Source organism: Microcoleus sp. OTE_8_concoct_300, from assembly GCF_031383065.1.
Lineage (GTDB): Bacteria > Cyanobacteriota > Cyanobacteriia > Cyanobacteriales > Microcoleaceae > Microcoleus.
The window spans coordinates 1-15813 of record NZ_JANMZH010000670.1 but is presented as its reverse complement, the minus strand read 5'-3'; the positions used below and the strand labels follow the sequence as shown (position 1 = coordinate 15813).

Below are 15813 nucleotides of genomic sequence, written 5' to 3'. Positions count from 1 at the left end.
TTAGAATACTTTCATCAAGATATCGGAATCGAAGAAGGCGCTTCGGATTAAGATTTAATTTGATCGCTGGTATTTATAATTATGAACTTTCTTTAAAGACTAAATTAGAGATCGCCTGAGACTTTCGCAAGAGGTCTAATGAACTCTGTTTTTAGCTATGAATATGAAACGTTCCGTTGCCGATCGAATTTAACATCGTCTATTTAGATTTTCGTGCCCAAAAAATATAGTTCGATCACCCAAATCTATCACAGCGATATCTCTGTCACCGCAATATTACCCTCAAAACACACGTCAACATCAGTCCCCGCCGCCCGATCGCGCGAGCCATACTCTCCCGCATAATAAAAGTATTCTCCCTCCATCCGGTACACCACCGGCAGCGGCTGTGTCGAAGGCCGGCAAAACACAATTTCCGGTTCCGCACTTCCCGGCGCTAAATGCGGCAAATTCACATTCCAGAAACATCCAGACTTTGGTTCCCGGTTCAGTAAATCCGCCAACACCCGCGATGTCCAGCGAGTAGCGACATCCCAGTCTATTTCCAGCGGCCTTTTAATCCGGTGGGAAATTGCGATGCCCGGAATACCGTGCATGGCTGCTTCACGCACAGCCGCAACCGTACCCGAAATGTACACGTCAACGCCCAAATTGCCACCCGCGTTAATACCCGAAAGCACCAAATCCGGCTTCGCACAAACGTGATGAAGAGCGATGCGTACGCAATCGGCCGGTGTTCCCCCTACAGCATATTCAAAGGACGATCGCCGATCGACATGAATCGGACTGTGAGCCGTCACTTGATGCCCGCAGCCCGACAACTGCCCCTGCGGAGCCACCATAATTGTTTTGCCGCTGACAGCCTGCAAAAGTGCCTGAATCCCCGGAGCGTCTATGCCGTCGTCGTTGGTTAAAATTATTGTCATTCGATTGTAGATTTTAGATTGTAGATTTTAGATTTTAGATTTTAAGACAGTGCTGCCACCGCTGAAGGTAAATCGGATTGGTCGAATTAAGAAATGCTGGCAGGAGCGTGTGGACCGCCCATATTCAGTTTAACTAACAGCCGGGAAGTCCCAGGCGTGTATTTAAAGGGGATACATCTGAGCGCTAGCGCGAAGTACCCCGAATAAATCACCGCAGGGATGAAAGGCGCGTCGGTTGTCGCGGACGGAAACCGACAATTAGACTTCGGGAGCATCTTGATTTTCAATGTACCTTCTAAGCGTTGAAATAGTAACACCCCCACAAGATGCTATGAAATAAGAGCTACTCCACAGAACTTCTTTGTGATAAAACTCATGCACCCTTTCAGGAAATTCGCTTCTGAGTCGGCGGCTTGCCACAGACTTGATATTATTTACAAATTTTGACAAATCCATCTGCGGATAATACTGAAACAGGAAGTGGATATGGTCTTCTTCACCATTAAATTCTATGAGCTTGCACGACCATTTTTCACTCAGGTCGGCAAATACTTCATTAAGTCTGGCTAGCATTTCAGCATTGAACACCTTACGTCTATATTTGGTACACAGAACTAAATGAGCTTTGAGGTCTGAAACCGAGCGAGCGTTTGACACAAAGTCGTTTTTCATATTTTTTCTTGTCGGTGTTGCATTTTTGGCATACACCAATTATACTGTGCCAAGGTCGAACAAAGGAAGTTTCTAATGCAACTCACATACAAATACCGCCTCAAGCCCACAAAAGCCCAACTAACAACGATTGTGGCTCATCTAGAACTCTGTCGTCGGCAATATAACTACCGTCTGGGTGAAAGGTTTAGATGGTGGGAATCCACGAGAACACCTATCAACGCCTGCCCTTTAATTGTTTCTATAGTTCCTGTTGAGGAGATTTATCAAAATATTCCCCTAACCAGGGTGCAAACTAGAGATGGCAGGAAGAAGGATGAGTCAGGCAATCCTTTAACTAGGAAAGGTGATATTTTCTCGAATATTGAAGGCGGTTATGTGCAGTGGCAAACCATACAGCTAGCCGATCTGAAAAACACAAAAAAACTATTTCCTGATTACAAAGTGTTGGACTCTCAGGTCTTGCAAGATGTAGTAAATAGAGTGGAAACTTCATTTTCGAATTTTACCACGCCCGACAAAAATGGAAATCGTAGAGGTAAGCCGAAGTTCAAGGGGTTTCACTACTACAAATCTTTCACTTATCCTCAATTAGACAATTTAGATATTATTAAGGATGAGCAAAATAGGATTTGTATTAACCTCGCGAAAATAGGTCAAGTACCGATAGTTTTCCATCGTCCAATACCAACAGGATTCAAGGTTAAGACAGGAACAGTTATCCCAGAAGCGGATGGGTGGTATATTTCCCTGACGCTAGAAGATAAAACGGTTCCCGTAACGGTTGCAGAAATTCAACCGACTGACGAAAACACTCTTGGTATTGACTTAGGAATCACTAATTACGTTTACCTTTCCAATGGTGAAAGAGTTGAAAATCCTAGATTTTTGAGGAAGTCGGCTGAGAAATTAGCAAGACTTCAAGCGAAGCTAGCTAATAGAGTTAAGGGTTCTAAGCCTTGGAAGATTATCAAGGACAAGATTTCCAAGCTTCACCAGTCCATAGCTAGGGCTAGACTGGATTTTCAGTTTAAAATAGCACATGAGTTACTTAGTAAATGTGATATTTTAGTTGTTGAAGACCTGAGTATCAAGAATCTGACCAGGCGTGCTAAGCCTAAGACAGATATTGAAAATGGCAATTTGGTTTATTTGGCGAATGGCCAATCAGCTAAAAGTGGTTTGAGTAAATCAATGCTTGATGCTGCTCATGGTCAATTCGCTGCTGTCCTCAAATACGTTGCCTGGAAATTGGGTAAAAGCATTTTATTTGTTGACCCGAAAGGAACTTCTCAACATTGCTGGAATTGCCTCAACAAACTCCCTAAAGAATTATCGGAGCGATGGCATTATTGTCACTGCGGAGAATCTTTGGATCGATATGAAAACTCAGCCAAACTTATCAAAAAGATTGGCTTAAGTTACGAAAGTGGCGAGGGAACTGCGTCACTCAAAAAAGCCTTTGCAAAAAAGGAAAAAGAAGCCTGCGGTCTAACTGTACTCAGTTGACCGTCAGGTTCGTTCACAGCGTCAAAGATTGAGGATTGGTCTCAATCAATTTCGCTAAATCTTGCAAAAAAGATGCAGCGTCAGCACCGTAAATAATCCGGTGGTCGCAAGTAATATTCACCTGCATTTGGCGCTTCACTCCGATCAAGCCTTCCTCGTTTGCTACTATTTGCTGCCGCGAAGAGCCGATCGCCAAAATCGAGCCTTGATTCGGCGGCAAAATCGCGTCAAACTTGTCTACTCCAAACATTCCCAAATTGGAAAGAGTAAAAGTTCCCGTGCTGTATTCATCAGGCTTCAACTGCTTGGTGCGGGCGCGATCGACTAAATCCTTCCAAGTGCGGGAGAGCGAATAAATATCGAGGCGATCGGCATTTTGCAGCACCGGCGTAATCAAACCGCCGCCGTCCATCGCCACCGCTACCGCCACATTAATATCAGCGCGGTGTTGAATTCCCGACTCCACATAACAAGCATTCAGCAGAGGATGTTTTTGTAAAGTTACTGCTACTGCTTTCGCCAGCATAGCCGTCATCGTGACGCCTTTCGACTTAATTTGTTTGTAGAGTGTGTCCAGCTTGTCAGTAGTAATTGTGTAACCGACGCGGAAAGACGGCACGCTCAAACTTGCTTCCATATTCCGCACCACAGCATTTTGCAGCGCATTCATCGGTACTCTTTGACCAGAAACTGCCACCGCCGGGACTGGTGCAGGTGCGGGTTTAGCTGGTGCGGGGGCCGGTGCGGAGGGTGCCGAGGGTGCCGGTGCGGGTGCTACGGGGACTGTTACCGATTGCTGAACCGGAGCGGGTTGGGCTTTCCCGGCTGCTGCTTCTACATCCTCTGCGACAATGCGACCGTTGGGCCCGCTGCCTTTGATAGAATTCAAATCTACTTTAAATTCTTTAGCTAACTTGCGAGCGCGGGGAGAAACGACGCTGCGGCCGTTTTGGCGGCTGACATTTTGCTGCAAACCTGCTGACGATGTAGCTGCACTGACAGGAGCGGGGCTGGGAGCGGGGGCTGCTGCTGCGCTTGGGGCGGCGCCTCCTTGCTGCTGAGCGATGGCGATTTCCGCTTCTGTTTCTGCTACCAGGGCGATTGCCGCTCCCACCGGAGCAACTTCGCCCGCAGGTACGATAATTATTGCTAAATAACCTTCGTAGAAAGACTCCACGTCCATGTCGGCTTTGTCGGATTCAACCACTACCACCGTTTCGCCTTTTTCTACTTTGTCTCCAGCCGATTTGACCCAGGAAACAATTTTGCCCTCTGTCATGGTAGAACTCAGGGCTGGCATGAAAACTTCGCGAATCATCTGTAAAAAGTCCTTTTGAGTTGCTAATCGGGAATCGGTAAGCTCCGAGGCATTTAAATTGCACGGCCGAATACAGTTAAACTTTTGTGGGGTGGGCAGGAGATCGATTTGTGTCCAATTAAGACTGAAACCCACGATCAATGTCGCTGGTAGTCGAGTTTCGATCCCCCCGGCGCCTCGCTTAATAAGGGGAGTAGGGGGTGGGACAAGAGCGTTCTTTCGTCACCCTGCAGGCTCGGGGCATTTAGGGGGCAAGAGCGTTCTTTCGTCCCCTTTTTAAGGCGGATTTAGGGGGAGCGATCCTCGGCTACAACCCTTGTTGAGAGGTGGTTTTAGCCTGTTTATTGACACAAATGGCATCCGGAGGAAGCCCTCGATACAAGTTAAATGCACAACAGGTTGTTTGGGAATTGGTAATTGGCGATCGGCGATCGGCCATAATTATTATTATGCCAGTCTCTAGTCGGAAGATGGGTGATTAATGAGTCCAAATCAATTGCCAATTACCAATTACCACTTACCACTTACCAATTTCTAAATATCACCTCGAATTTCTTCGACTATACCGTCGCGGAGGAGAATTTCTACTTGCATTTTTTGAATCAAGTTTTCTCCCAGCCCGACAGTGAACGTGCCGTCAATTTGACCTTGACTCACTTCTTGTTCGAGGTCTAGCACTTGCACTTGCTGGAGTTGTTGCAGGTTTTGGTTTTTCTGTTCTAGCAGTTCGCTTTTTCTTTGATTCACCTGCACTTGAATGTTTTCTATTTGCTGCATTACTTGTGGGCCTGGGGGGTGCAGGTTTTGCTTTTGGATTTCTGAAACCATCCGCTGCCCTTGCATTTCGAGCTGTTGTAGCTGAGAATCTATTTGGTTGATTTGGGCTTGGAGTTGCTGTTGAGCTTCTTCTTTCCAGCGGGGAGTAACGACGACTTTAACGTTAATCGATCGCTTCAAGAGTAATTGTGGTTCCATAAAGTTGTTGATTGTCAATTGGGAATTAGGTATTAGTCATTAGTCATTAGTTGGTAAACATGAACTAATGGCCCAGGACTGAGGACTCGAACTCGGGACTCGGGTGTTGGGATAATTTTTTCTTCTCCATTCCCCAAGTCCTGCGAATATTTCAAAACATTCCGTCAATCATATCGCGGTAGTGTTCCGTCACAACCGGGCGCTTAATTTTCAGGGTCTGGGTCAACATTCCATTTTCCATCGAAAATTGCTCCTGAATCAACCGGAACGGGCCAATCCGATCGTCCGCGCGGTATCCGGGGCGATTTTGCACCTCTCGGTTCAATTCTTTGCGGAATAAATCTTGAATTGTCTTGCTATTCCAGTCAATTTCGTGTAATGGGGGATTCTGAGTTTCTGCCCATTTCTGCACGGCTTCTTGATTGGGGACAATTAAGGCGCCGAGGGATTTCTGGTCTTGACCTACTAGCATAATTTGGTCGATGTAGGGGCTGCGGAGGCAGGCGTCTTCTATGGGCTGGGGTTCGATGTTTTCGCCGTTGCTGAGGACGATCGTATCTTTGGCCCGCCCGGTCAAGATTAAGTCGTTTCCCGGTGTCAGCCAGCCCAAATCGCCAGTGTCGAACCAGCCTTCGGGGTCGATCGCCGATTTAGTCGCTTGGGGATTAAGATAATAACCTGCCATGACTTGCGGCCCCCGCGCCAATACTAAACCGCGCTGGCCTGTTGGCAGTTGCTGTCTAGTTTCTGGGTCTACTATTTTAATTTCCGTATGGGCTAGAGGCTGTCCTGCGGAACCTTTAAGATTGTGCCAAGGGCGGCGGACGGTTAAAACCGGGGAGGTTTCGGTTAAACCATATCCCACTAATAAACCGATATTCGCTATTTCAAAGAAATTGTCTATATGCGCGGCCAAAGAACCGCCACCGCTAATCGCCCATTTTAAGCGTCCCCCTGTAGCTTCCCTGACTTTTTGGTAAACCAGTTTTTCGGCGAGGGCGTGCACGGGCGACAACAGAATGCTTTTGGTGCGGGCGATTAGTTTTTCCGAAGCAGAAGCCGGTTTCAAACTGAGAGTTAATCCTTGGTAAATGCGGCGGGCTTCTATGTATTGCTGGCTAGAAGATAACAGGAAATTCACCAATTTTTGTTTGTTAGGTGGCTGCTCCCGAAATTGCTTTTGTACGGCCTCATAAATCGAGTCCCAGATGCGCGGAACGCTGACCATGTACTGGGGTTTGTAAGTTTTAAAGTCTTGTTTGAAATAGCGAATATTGGTGTAAATTTGCGTGCATCCTTGGGAAAGCAGGAAGTATTCGACGCTGCGTTCGTAGGCGTGCCAACTGGGCAGAATGCTGAGGACGCCGTCGCCGGCTTCGGGCTGGAGAATTGTGCCCATGGTGGTGAGTTGGTGCTGCAGGTTGCCGTGAGTCAGCATGACGCCTTTGGGTTTGCCGGTGGTGCCGCTGGTGTAGAGGAGAGTGGCGAGGGTTTGCTGGCTGTGCTTGGTGGGTTTGAGGGGACGGTTGGCCCCTGTGGTCATCACTTGGGAAAATTTGACTGTGTTTAGGGTTTGGCTGGTTTCCGGTTCTTCGTCGGAGAGGAGGACGATGAGTTGGACAGGCAAATCCGGGAGGCGGTGTTGCAGTTTTCTGAGTAATGCCAGGTTTTCGACTACCAAGGCGGTACTGCCGCTGTCTTGGATGATGTATAGGAGTTCTTGAGGGTCCGCGGTGGCACCTCGAACCACGTTGGCGGCCCCGGCCATCATGATGCCTTGGTCGGCTATCAGCCAGCGGGGGCTGTTGTCAGCGAAGAGGGCGACGCGGTTCGGGACTGCTTCTGCTGGATTTGGTTCGATGCCCAGGGCCTGCAAGCCGACGGCGAATTGCTGGATTTGCTGGTACAGGTCGGTGTAGGTGAGTTTGATTTCTGGCTGGCTGTGGGGGTCGTGGAGGGCGACGGTTTGAGGAAAGCGCTGTTGGACGATCGCCCAAATTTCGGGTATCGATCGAATGGAACTGTAATCGATCAGGCGGCTGAGGTTAGCGCGTTCGCGATCGGTCATTTGAGATGATGCGTAAGATGCTGGGCCGTTCATAGTTATTTTTGTGACTTGTGCGAGATTAAAGTGTTTTATCTAAATCTAGTATGAAATGTATCCTAACTGTATCTGCTTGCGTAGGGCCAGTTTGTGAATCTGTCTCTATTTTTTAATTTCTGTTTTATCTTATTTGTTACCTTTTAATTTGGCATTTTGGATTTAACTATCTTACAAAACTCGATGAAATGACGGAAAGTAGTCAGTTGTTCGGGCTGAACTTGAATCCTTGCCAATAGCTGTTCCAAATAAAATGGCTTGAGTACATCTCCCGGTCTTGTTTTAGAATATGTGGTATTTTTAGCTTCAAATAACACTTTCAAATAAGCTCCATGAAACTGAGCATGGGTATTAAAATCTGGATATTTTCCCATTATTTCAGGACAATTAACTGAAACATCATAATACTTAGTATAATCTAATAAAAATTGATTTTTAGGATGTATTAACTTTTGAGAATGTGTTGCATAAATATTGCGATTTCCCAGCAGCCAACTTTCCAAGCAGCGATTCTGAACAATTAGCACAAGTTCTGCGTTTTTTAATTCTAGTTTTTCCTGATTTACAAAATTAATAATTTCCGCGTGTCGTTCGGCAACAGTATTTTCCTCGGCATCAAGACACAGGACAAAATAGTTGTATTTGCCGCTTAAGTTAATTTCCTCAATCGAAGGAGGAATAAAATCATATAATGAGGGATATCCTTCACCACTAATCAGATAATAATTGTTTTCATTCACCTCATCGTAACTCTGAACTCGTGTTAATTCAGGCAATAGATGACTTAGCCAAGCTGGATAAACTTTTCTCTCCGATTGCATCCCTTCCACTAAAAAATATAGATTCATTCCACTTTGATTCCTTCGCTATATTCTTCGAGATTAATCAATTGCGTAAAAGCCTGATGTCTAGATTTTCCCAGGTTCAAATCTTTAGCATCAGTTACCGTTACTACACCTCCCTTGCGAGTTACTATTTTCCAGTATTCCATCCCAATATTATTGATTATGTAGGGATGGTGGCTGGTAAGAATGAATTGGATATTTCTATTTTCCATAATCAAATCTGTCACAACATCGATACAGTTAATTCCTAAGCTATTTTCAAATTCGTCGATCAGGATTACAGTACCTTCGGGCGACAAGTAAAGTTCGCTAATATGAATTAGCGTTTTCAGCATTCCTGAAGAAATATTGTTTTGGAAAATCCAATCCTTAACACCTTTTTCTTTGATTTGAATGGGAAAACGGGTAAAAGATGGATTTTCGTTATCTTCTACTGCTTCTATTTGAACATTTTCTACATGAGGGAAAATATCGATAAACTTAAATTTTATTTTTTCAAAAAGCTTGGGCAAATGGCGAGCAATCAAAGCCAGCTTAAGAAGTATTGGCATATCACTTGCTTGAACATTTTCCAAATCAAAATTATTATTTGAAAGTAGCGATAGTACGTTGAGACGGATACCGAGAATGCCATTAAGTGACCTCGAATTATCGCTGTAAATGATTTTATTAAAACCATCTTGAACAGGTGAAATATCTTCTTCTTGATTTAAAATTCCAACTACACTTTGAAACGGCGATAGTTTGGGCGTTGTCTCGCCTTTGAATATAATTTCATTAGAGGTTCTTTTTATAATACTCTTTCCCTCTCTGAACAGATCTTCTTTAACAATTCTAAATTTATTAATTTCATCTTCCTTATTAGGAATGATGCCAGGGATTTTTTTTGTTTCAAATTCGCCTTGCCAGCGGTACTCAACATTCTTTACTGTCGAAAATGTAACGTCCCATGCTAAACCGTTTAATGAATCACCATTAGCTATCCCTTGTAAATTCCAAATACAGTTCAAAATTTGTGTTTTCCCGACACCAGATACGCCAACTAATAAAGCCAAATCGGAAAAATAGATCGGTTCAAAACACCAATCTAATTCATTATCCCAAAAAGCTACTTTTTTAATTTTCATTTCTCCCTCCCATCAATCATCAGCGTCCATCAGCGTTCATCAGCCTGCATCTGCGGTTAAAAAATCCCCTCAAAAACCGATTACCGCCCCATCTCCATCAATTCTACTATATGCCGAGCCAACGAGTAGATAAGTCCGCACTTTAACATAGCTAGGTGCGGACTGGGCACCTTACCCCACAAATAGTGTAAAAATTGCTCCCTGGCATAATTCCTATTTAAGCGACCTTGCGCGGTGCATCAACCATCGGCGCAGTGCCAAACAAATGTCTGAGATAACTGCGACTGAGCTCGCGGTTCCAGCGCCGCAGACGCACCATCACTCGCGTGAATGTAAAAGTCAATTCCAACACCAAAGAAAGCTGTTTGAGACTGAGTGAAGTATTAAACACATCATTACCGTGCGTGCGCTCAATCTGATGATGTTTCAGCAAAGCAATCAAGTTTGTGGTAGAGCCTTTCAGTTGATTAAAATAACTCTGGGAGAATGCCCAACGGCTGAAACCCCAAAACTTAGCCAAATGATTTATCTCATCCTGTAAAGGCTGGGAAATTGCCTGTTGCAACGCTCCAGTTGAGTGTACCATCAACCATAAATAAACAGAAGTAGCTCCCCACTCGGTACTCAAGCGACTAATCACGTGTTTATAGGTATCTTGCCAAGCGTCACCTGTCGATTGACAGCCATTAACAGAGTTCGGTTTAACTTGCAGTTTTTCGGCGCTAAGTTGCTGGTGAATTTTCCTAAAAGTCGGGCAATGTTGGCGTTCTTCTTTTTCCCAGACACCTATCTCTAAAATGTTGCCATTGTCATCAAAAATTCCTCCCATAAACCGCGCCATTTGCGGGTAAATAGGCTGTAAATAGCACCAACTTTCTCTACCGTAGCTGCGGATGGGAGCTTCAATTTCTGCCGCACTTGCCAAAACTTGCAAAAAGATTTCTGGCTTAACACCAATAATTTGGTCGCGATTGATTCCTTGCCAATCTATGGGATCCCAAAGGCGAGGCTGCGGGGTGGAAAATTGCTGGGGCAGATCAGAAAGTCGATCGCTCAAAACTTCCAATGACATATAATGGTCAATGAGGGAATTAATCCTAGCCCGACTTTGCAAGTAGCGAGGGTTTTGATACTGAGTCCCAGCCAAATCAATTCTATACACATTATCAGTAGTTTTCATTATTTCTGCCTGTTCGTAACTTTTACAACTATTGTGCAGGAGGCATTTAGGAAGTCGCAATGAGTAACGTGCAGGCTGCTCAATTACTAAGAGTTGGGTGGACTGATACGAACTCAGGTGAAACGGCATGAAGTATGGTGAACTAAACAACACATGATAGCCGTAAAGTGCGCCGAATAGCACCCTTCCTCCCATCAATTATCAGCGTTTATCAGCGTTCATCAACATACATCTGCGGTTAAAAACTGACATAATTTTGCCGCCACCAAGCACGCACCAACTTAATCTCCTCAAACGTATAAACTTCTTGCAAAAACTCATAAATCGCTTTCAATCTCTCATCCCCAATAACTTCAATCGCGTTCACAATCGCCTGCTGGCGTTCGGATTCCACCAACAAATTTATATCGACTTCCCAGCCCATCTCCATCAACTCTACCAGATGCCCAGAAATAGTATTAGGACTCATCCCCCGCGCATTCGCTATTCCTTGAACTGTCAAACCTTGTCGGTATAATTCCCAGGTTTGCATCTGCGAATAAGACGCAACATTAGTAAGATTGGGAAGATTAGCAACATCAGAAGATGCAGTATTAGTTGGCAAGTCTTGTTCTTGGCAAAAAGTGCGTATTGCCTCCAAGAAAACCTTACCGTACTTATCTCGCTTGTTGCTGCCAACGCCGTAAACCTCCTCGAATTCTATGAGATTTTGCGGGCGTTTTTCTGCCATGTCTCGCAAGCTTTTATCAGCAAAAACTACGTAAGGTGGCACAAATTGTTCGTCGGCAATTTGTTTGCGTAGCGTCCGCAGTTTGGCAAATAAACTGTCTACTTCTACTGCTAAATACCGAACTTTTTCCGCTACTTCGCGCTGCGGTTCAATGGCGATTTGAACGGTGCGCTGACGTTTCATAATTTCCCAACTTTTTTCATTCAGTTTCAAAACGGGAAATCCGTCTGTTTTTTCGTCTAAAAAACCTTGATTTAACAGCGAGCGGCTCAACCTTTTCCATTCATCAGCACTTCTATCTTTGCCAATTCCGTAAGTAGAAAGTTGGTGGTGCTGGTATTGCAATACTTTTTGACTTTTTGAGCCGCGCAGCACGTCAATAATATGATTCATGCCGAATTTTTCTTGGCATCTCGCGACGCAAGACAGAAATTTCATTGCCTCAATCGTCCAATCTTCGACGGGTTTTTGGTTGCAACAGTTATCGCAAGTACCGCAGTTTCCCGGGAATGAATCGCCAAAATAACTTAACTGGATTGTGCGGCGGCAATCGCTGGATTCTGCATAGTTGATTACTCGGCGCAACTGTTGGCGGGCAATTCGTTGTTCTTGCGGATCTGGTTTTTGCTCGATGATGTAGTCGATGGTTTTGACATCGCCGTAGCCGTAAAATAAGCTGCAATGGGCGGGTTCGTTGTCTCGGCCTGCGCGGCCGGATTCTTGATAGTATCCTTCGAGATTTTTGGGCAAGTCGTAGTGAATTACAAACCGCACGTCTGGTTTGTTAATGCCCATACCAAAGGCAACTGTGGCTACCATTACTTGTACGTCATCGCGAATGAAGCGGGTTTGATTGGTTGCGCGATCGACATCGTTCATGCCGGCGTGGTATGGTAAGGCTTGGATACCGCTTTGTTGCAATTTATAGGCAACTTCGTCAACTTTTTTGCGGCTGAGGCAATATATAATTCCCGAACCGCCTTTTTTTTGGATGATTTGCAAAACTTCGGCAAAACTATGCTTGGTTTTGGGGCGAACTTCGTAGTATAAATTGGGGCGGTTGAAGCTGGCGACGTGGATGTAGGGATTTCGCAGAGTTAGCTGCTGGATGATGTCTTGGCGGACGCGCTCGGTCGCGGTGGCGGTTAGTCCCATAATGGGAATGTCGGGATATCGATCGCGCACTCGTTGCATTTGCCTGTATTCTGGTCGAAAGTCGTGTCCCCATTCCGAAACGCAGTGGGCTTCGTCGATCGCAAATGCCGAAATTCCTAACTTAGAAGCTACTATATCTAAAAACGGTAAAAATCTCTCACCGAGCAAGCGTTCGGGTGCAACGTAGAGCAATTTAATCTTACCTTCTTGAATCTCCGTTTCGCGCGATCGGGTTTCCTGAGGGCTCAAAGTGCTGTTGAGAAAAGTCGCCCCAATTCCATTATCCTGCAAAGCTTCCACCTGGTCTTGCATCAGAGCAATTAACGGCGAAACAACCACCGTCAATCCCGGTTTCAACAGTGCCGGTAATTGAAAACACAAAGACTTGCCACCGCCAGTCGGCATGACAATCATCATATCCCGTTTTTGTAAAGCAGCTTCGACAATTTCCCGCTGTCCCGGGCGGAAAGAGTCATAGCCAAAAAAATGTTTGAGGGCTTGTTCGAGGGACAGCGGCACAGGAGATGTTGGGGGAATCGACCCTGACATTTGCAGTAGTTGGTTGTTGACTTCAACACTATTCTATGCTTTTTGAGCACAAATACAGTTACAATAATTGAGAATCTCAATTTAAGCAGAGAAACTGATGCCGAAAGCAATTTGGAATGGTGCCGTTTTGGCCGAGAGCGACAAGTGCGAAGTTGTAGACAACAACTATTATTTTCCCGCAGATGCCATCAAACGCGAGTATTTCAAGGACAGCAGCACTCACACGACTTGCGGTTGGAAAGGTGTTGCTAGTTACTACAGTGTCGAAGTCGGCGGACAAGTTAATAAGGATGCTGCTTGGTACTATCCAACTCCGAAAGATGCTGCTAAAAATATTGCAGGATATATTGCTTTTTGGAAAGGAGTTAAGGTAGAGGCTTAAAGCAGTCTTTAGTTAAAAACTTGGGGCGGGTTTTGTGCAAATTGGGCGCTTAACCCGCCCCTTGAAATTTTATTGGTTTTCCCAAACGGCGACAGCTTCCCATCCCAAACCGCGGCGAACAACAATCGGTTCGCCTTCTGTCAAATCGAGAATGGTAGAAACTTGATATCCAGGATCGGAACCCTCATCGACAATGACATCCACTAACTTTGAAAAACAGTCAAACAGTTCAGCTTTGCCAAAGCTTTCTGCATTTGATGCAGGGACTGGTGCTTCACCTTCATCATCAGTGGTAATGTGAGCGGATGTTGAAATAATCGGATTTCCTAAAGCTTCCAACAGTGTAAAACAAAGCGGGTGGTCGGGAACGCGAATTCCCGTGCTTTTGCGTTTTGGGTTCATTACCAACCGGGGTACTAACTTGGTAGCTGGCAGCAGAAATGTGTAAGGCCCGGGTATTAACCGCTTGATAATTCTGTATGCTTCATCGCTGACTGCAGCATAGTCGGTGATATTTGACAGAGAGGAACACAAGAACGTTAAAGGCTTATCATTGGAGAGTTGCTTGATCTGCCTGACTCGTTCTACTGCCGACTTGGAGTTGATATCGCAGCCGATCGCGTAAACTGTATCTGTCGGATAAAGCATCACTGCCCCATCTTTCAGAGCTTTTTTAATTTTCTCGATCCGGTCTTTTTGCGGTGCAACTGGATGCACTTCGTAAATAGTTGCCATGTTAAGATATTGCAGGCTAAGTGGGCGATCAAAATATCGAGTGAAACAATCAATGCAGAAAATTAATTGTTAACAATGAATAAAATAGCTTATTTTGACTGTCCAACCGGCATTGCTGGCGATATGTGCATCGGAGCTCTCGTCCACGCCGGCGTTCCTTTAGACTACCTAATCGAAAAACTTAATTTGCTCGGCATTTCGACAGATTACCAGTTGCGGACGGAATTAGTCCACCGGAATACTCAACAAGCAACTAAATTTTATGTCGATTTAGCTGCGGATTTGTCGTTAAAACCTGAAAATCCCGCTACCGACTTTACACTCGATCCCTCGGAAACGGAATCCCCGACTTTCGAGGGCCACCACCATCATCACGGGGAAGAACATTCTCACAGTCACGGGGAAGCAGAGGCCGAAATTAGCCACACTCATCATCGCCACTTGCCGGAAATTGAGCAGATCATCGTCTCTGCAAAATTGCCTCCGCGCGTGGAAGCCTGGAGTTTGGCCGTATTTCGCCTCTTAGCAGAGGCAGAAGGTGCCGTACACGGTATCCCGCCAAACGAGGTTCACTTTCACGAGGTGGGGGCGACGGATGCAATTGTTGATATTGTCGGTACTTGTTTGGGTTTGGATTGGTTGGATATTCAGGAGTTTTACTTTTCGGCGATGCCGACTGGTGGCGGTACGGTGAAGGCGGCCCACGGTAAGTTAGCGGTGCCGACGCCGGCGGTGATGCGGTTGTGGGAAACGCACCGAGTGCCGGTTTATAGCAATGGCATCGATCGCGAATTGTGTACTCCTACGGGAACTGCGATCGCCTGTACTCTCGCCACTGGTTTCGGCCCGCCACCGCCGATGCTTCTTCAGGCGATCGGTTTGGGTGCAGGTTCTCGAAACCTGGCAATTCCTAATATTTTGCGCCTCTGGATTGGAGAGAAGTCATTCGCGGGCAAAGAAAATTTAACTAACGATCGAGAAGCAATCTGTGTATTGGAAACGCAAATTGATGATTTGAGTCCGCAGGCGATCGGCTATGTTTTCGATGCTTTGTTTGCGGCGGGGGCTCTGGATGTTTTTACTGCCCCAATTGTGATGAAAAAGTCGCGGCTGGGGGTGTTGTTAACTGCGATTTGTCATGCGGAATTTCAGGATGCTTGCGAAGCAGTTATCTTTCGCGAGACTACTACTCTGGGAATTAGGCGATCGACTCAACAAAGAACGATTTTGCACCGAGAAATCCAGAAAGTTCAAACAGAATACGGCGAAGTGCAAATAAAAGTTGCAAAGTCTGGACAAATGATTGCTAATGTGCAGCCGGAATACGAAGATTGTGCGTCGATTGCCAGAGTGAAAAATATTAGTTGGCGCGAAGTTCACCGCTTGGCGCTGCAAAGTTGGTACGATCGAACTTAATCAGTCCTGGACGCACTCCGACAAAGAAACCGGGTTTTTTACAGAATCTGCTGGTCACAACGCAGTATTTTCGTAAAAAACCCGGTTTCTGACCACCCCTGCGTAAATCCTAAGGATCGCGAATTAAATAACTTACAATTTTAATTATTATTGTGGGATGGGCGTCCCGCCCGTCCTTTTTGGACGGGCGGGA

General features: G+C 45.6%; 13 protein-coding genes and 1 pseudogene. 4 read left to right on the top strand and 10 right to left on the bottom strand.

The genetic code is table 11. The features are described 5' to 3' along the window. Nucleotides 1–119 (top strand): annotated as a pseudogene (locus ACUVJL_RS30405) (IS5/IS1182 family transposase); the annotation flags it as partial. Between the two features lie 129 nt (nucleotides 120–248). Here ACUVJL_RS30405 and surE read toward each other — a convergent pair. Continuing rightward, nucleotides 249–926, bottom strand: a complete 678-nt coding sequence (gene surE, locus ACUVJL_RS30400) for a 5'/3'-nucleotidase SurE (RefSeq protein ID WP_445249244.1) — start codon at nucleotides 924–926, stop codon at nucleotides 249–251. Between the two features lie 258 nt (nucleotides 927–1184). After that, on the bottom strand, nucleotides 1185–1598 hold the full coding sequence (gene tnpA / locus ACUVJL_RS30395) for an IS200/IS605 family transposase (protein WP_445249243.1): 414 nt from the start codon (nucleotides 1596–1598) through the stop codon (nucleotides 1185–1187). A 75-nt stretch (nucleotides 1599–1673) separates the two neighbouring features. Here tnpA and ACUVJL_RS30390 point away from each other — a divergent pair, with 75 nt between their 5' ends. Next, on the top strand, nucleotides 1674–3107 hold the full coding sequence (locus ACUVJL_RS30390; protein ID WP_445249242.1) for an RNA-guided endonuclease InsQ/TnpB family protein: 1434 nt from the start codon (nucleotides 1674–1676) through the stop codon (nucleotides 3105–3107). Nucleotides 3108–3120: 13 nt separating this feature from the next. Here the strand turns inward: ACUVJL_RS30390 and ACUVJL_RS30385 are convergent, their stop codons facing one another. The 7 genes from ACUVJL_RS30385 to recQ all read right to left on the bottom strand — a co-directional run bounded on the left by ACUVJL_RS30385 (nucleotide 3121) and on the right by recQ (nucleotide 13087). Next, the gene (locus ACUVJL_RS30385) at nucleotides 3121–4425 is read right to left on the bottom strand and encodes a dihydrolipoamide acetyltransferase family protein (protein WP_445249241.1); all 1305 of its coding nucleotides are present in this window, start codon (nucleotides 4423–4425) and stop codon (nucleotides 3121–3123) included. A 534-nt stretch (nucleotides 4426–4959) separates the two neighbouring features. Continuing rightward, complete coding sequence (locus ACUVJL_RS30380) at nucleotides 4960–5400, bottom strand: YlqD family protein (protein WP_333442933.1); 441 nt, start codon at nucleotides 5398–5400, stop codon at nucleotides 4960–4962. Between the two features lie 151 nt (nucleotides 5401–5551). Beyond that, nucleotides 5552–7501, bottom strand: coding sequence for a long-chain fatty acid--CoA ligase (locus tag ACUVJL_RS30375; RefSeq protein WP_445249240.1), 1950 nt, complete (start codon nucleotides 7499–7501; stop codon nucleotides 5552–5554). 143 nt (nucleotides 7502–7644) lie between these two features. Continuing rightward, a complete protein-coding gene (locus tag ACUVJL_RS30370; protein WP_445249239.1) occupies nucleotides 7645–8349 on the bottom strand; it encodes a hypothetical protein in 705 nt (234 codons plus the stop codon). Next, nucleotides 8346–9473 (bottom strand): AAA family ATPase, encoded by a 1128-nt coding sequence (locus ACUVJL_RS30365; RefSeq protein WP_445249238.1) that lies wholly within the window; start codon nucleotides 9471–9473, stop codon nucleotides 8346–8348. The genes ACUVJL_RS30370 and ACUVJL_RS30365 overlap by 4 nt, the downstream gene beginning before the upstream one ends. Nucleotides 9474–9690: 217 nt before the next feature. Then, the gene (locus ACUVJL_RS30360) at nucleotides 9691–10836 is read right to left on the bottom strand and encodes a hypothetical protein (RefSeq protein ID WP_445249237.1); all 1146 of its coding nucleotides are present in this window, start codon (nucleotides 10834–10836) and stop codon (nucleotides 9691–9693) included. 55 nt (nucleotides 10837–10891) lie between these two features. Then, on the bottom strand, nucleotides 10892–13087 hold the full coding sequence (recQ, locus tag ACUVJL_RS30355; RefSeq protein WP_445249236.1) for a DNA helicase RecQ: 2196 nt from the start codon (nucleotides 13085–13087) through the stop codon (nucleotides 10892–10894). A 97-nt stretch (nucleotides 13088–13184) separates the two neighbouring features. Here recQ and ACUVJL_RS30350 point away from each other — a divergent pair, with 97 nt between their 5' ends. Further along, nucleotides 13185–13469, top strand: coding sequence for a DUF427 domain-containing protein (locus tag ACUVJL_RS30350; protein WP_333280464.1), 285 nt, complete (start codon nucleotides 13185–13187; stop codon nucleotides 13467–13469). Between the two features lie 69 nt (nucleotides 13470–13538). Here the strand turns inward: ACUVJL_RS30350 and ACUVJL_RS30345 are convergent, their stop codons facing one another. Then, nucleotides 13539–14204 carry an L-threonylcarbamoyladenylate synthase gene (locus ACUVJL_RS30345; RefSeq protein WP_445249235.1) on the bottom strand — a complete coding sequence of 222 codons (666 nt, stop codon included), beginning with the start codon at nucleotides 14202–14204 and terminating at the stop codon, nucleotides 13539–13541. 75 nt (nucleotides 14205–14279) lie between these two features. Here ACUVJL_RS30345 and larC point away from each other — a divergent pair, with 75 nt between their 5' ends. Beyond that, entirely contained in the window at nucleotides 14280–15620 is a 1341-nt protein-coding gene (gene larC / locus ACUVJL_RS30340) for a nickel pincer cofactor biosynthesis protein LarC (RefSeq protein ID WP_445249234.1), read from the top strand. Nucleotides 15621–15813: the final 193 nt, after the last annotated feature.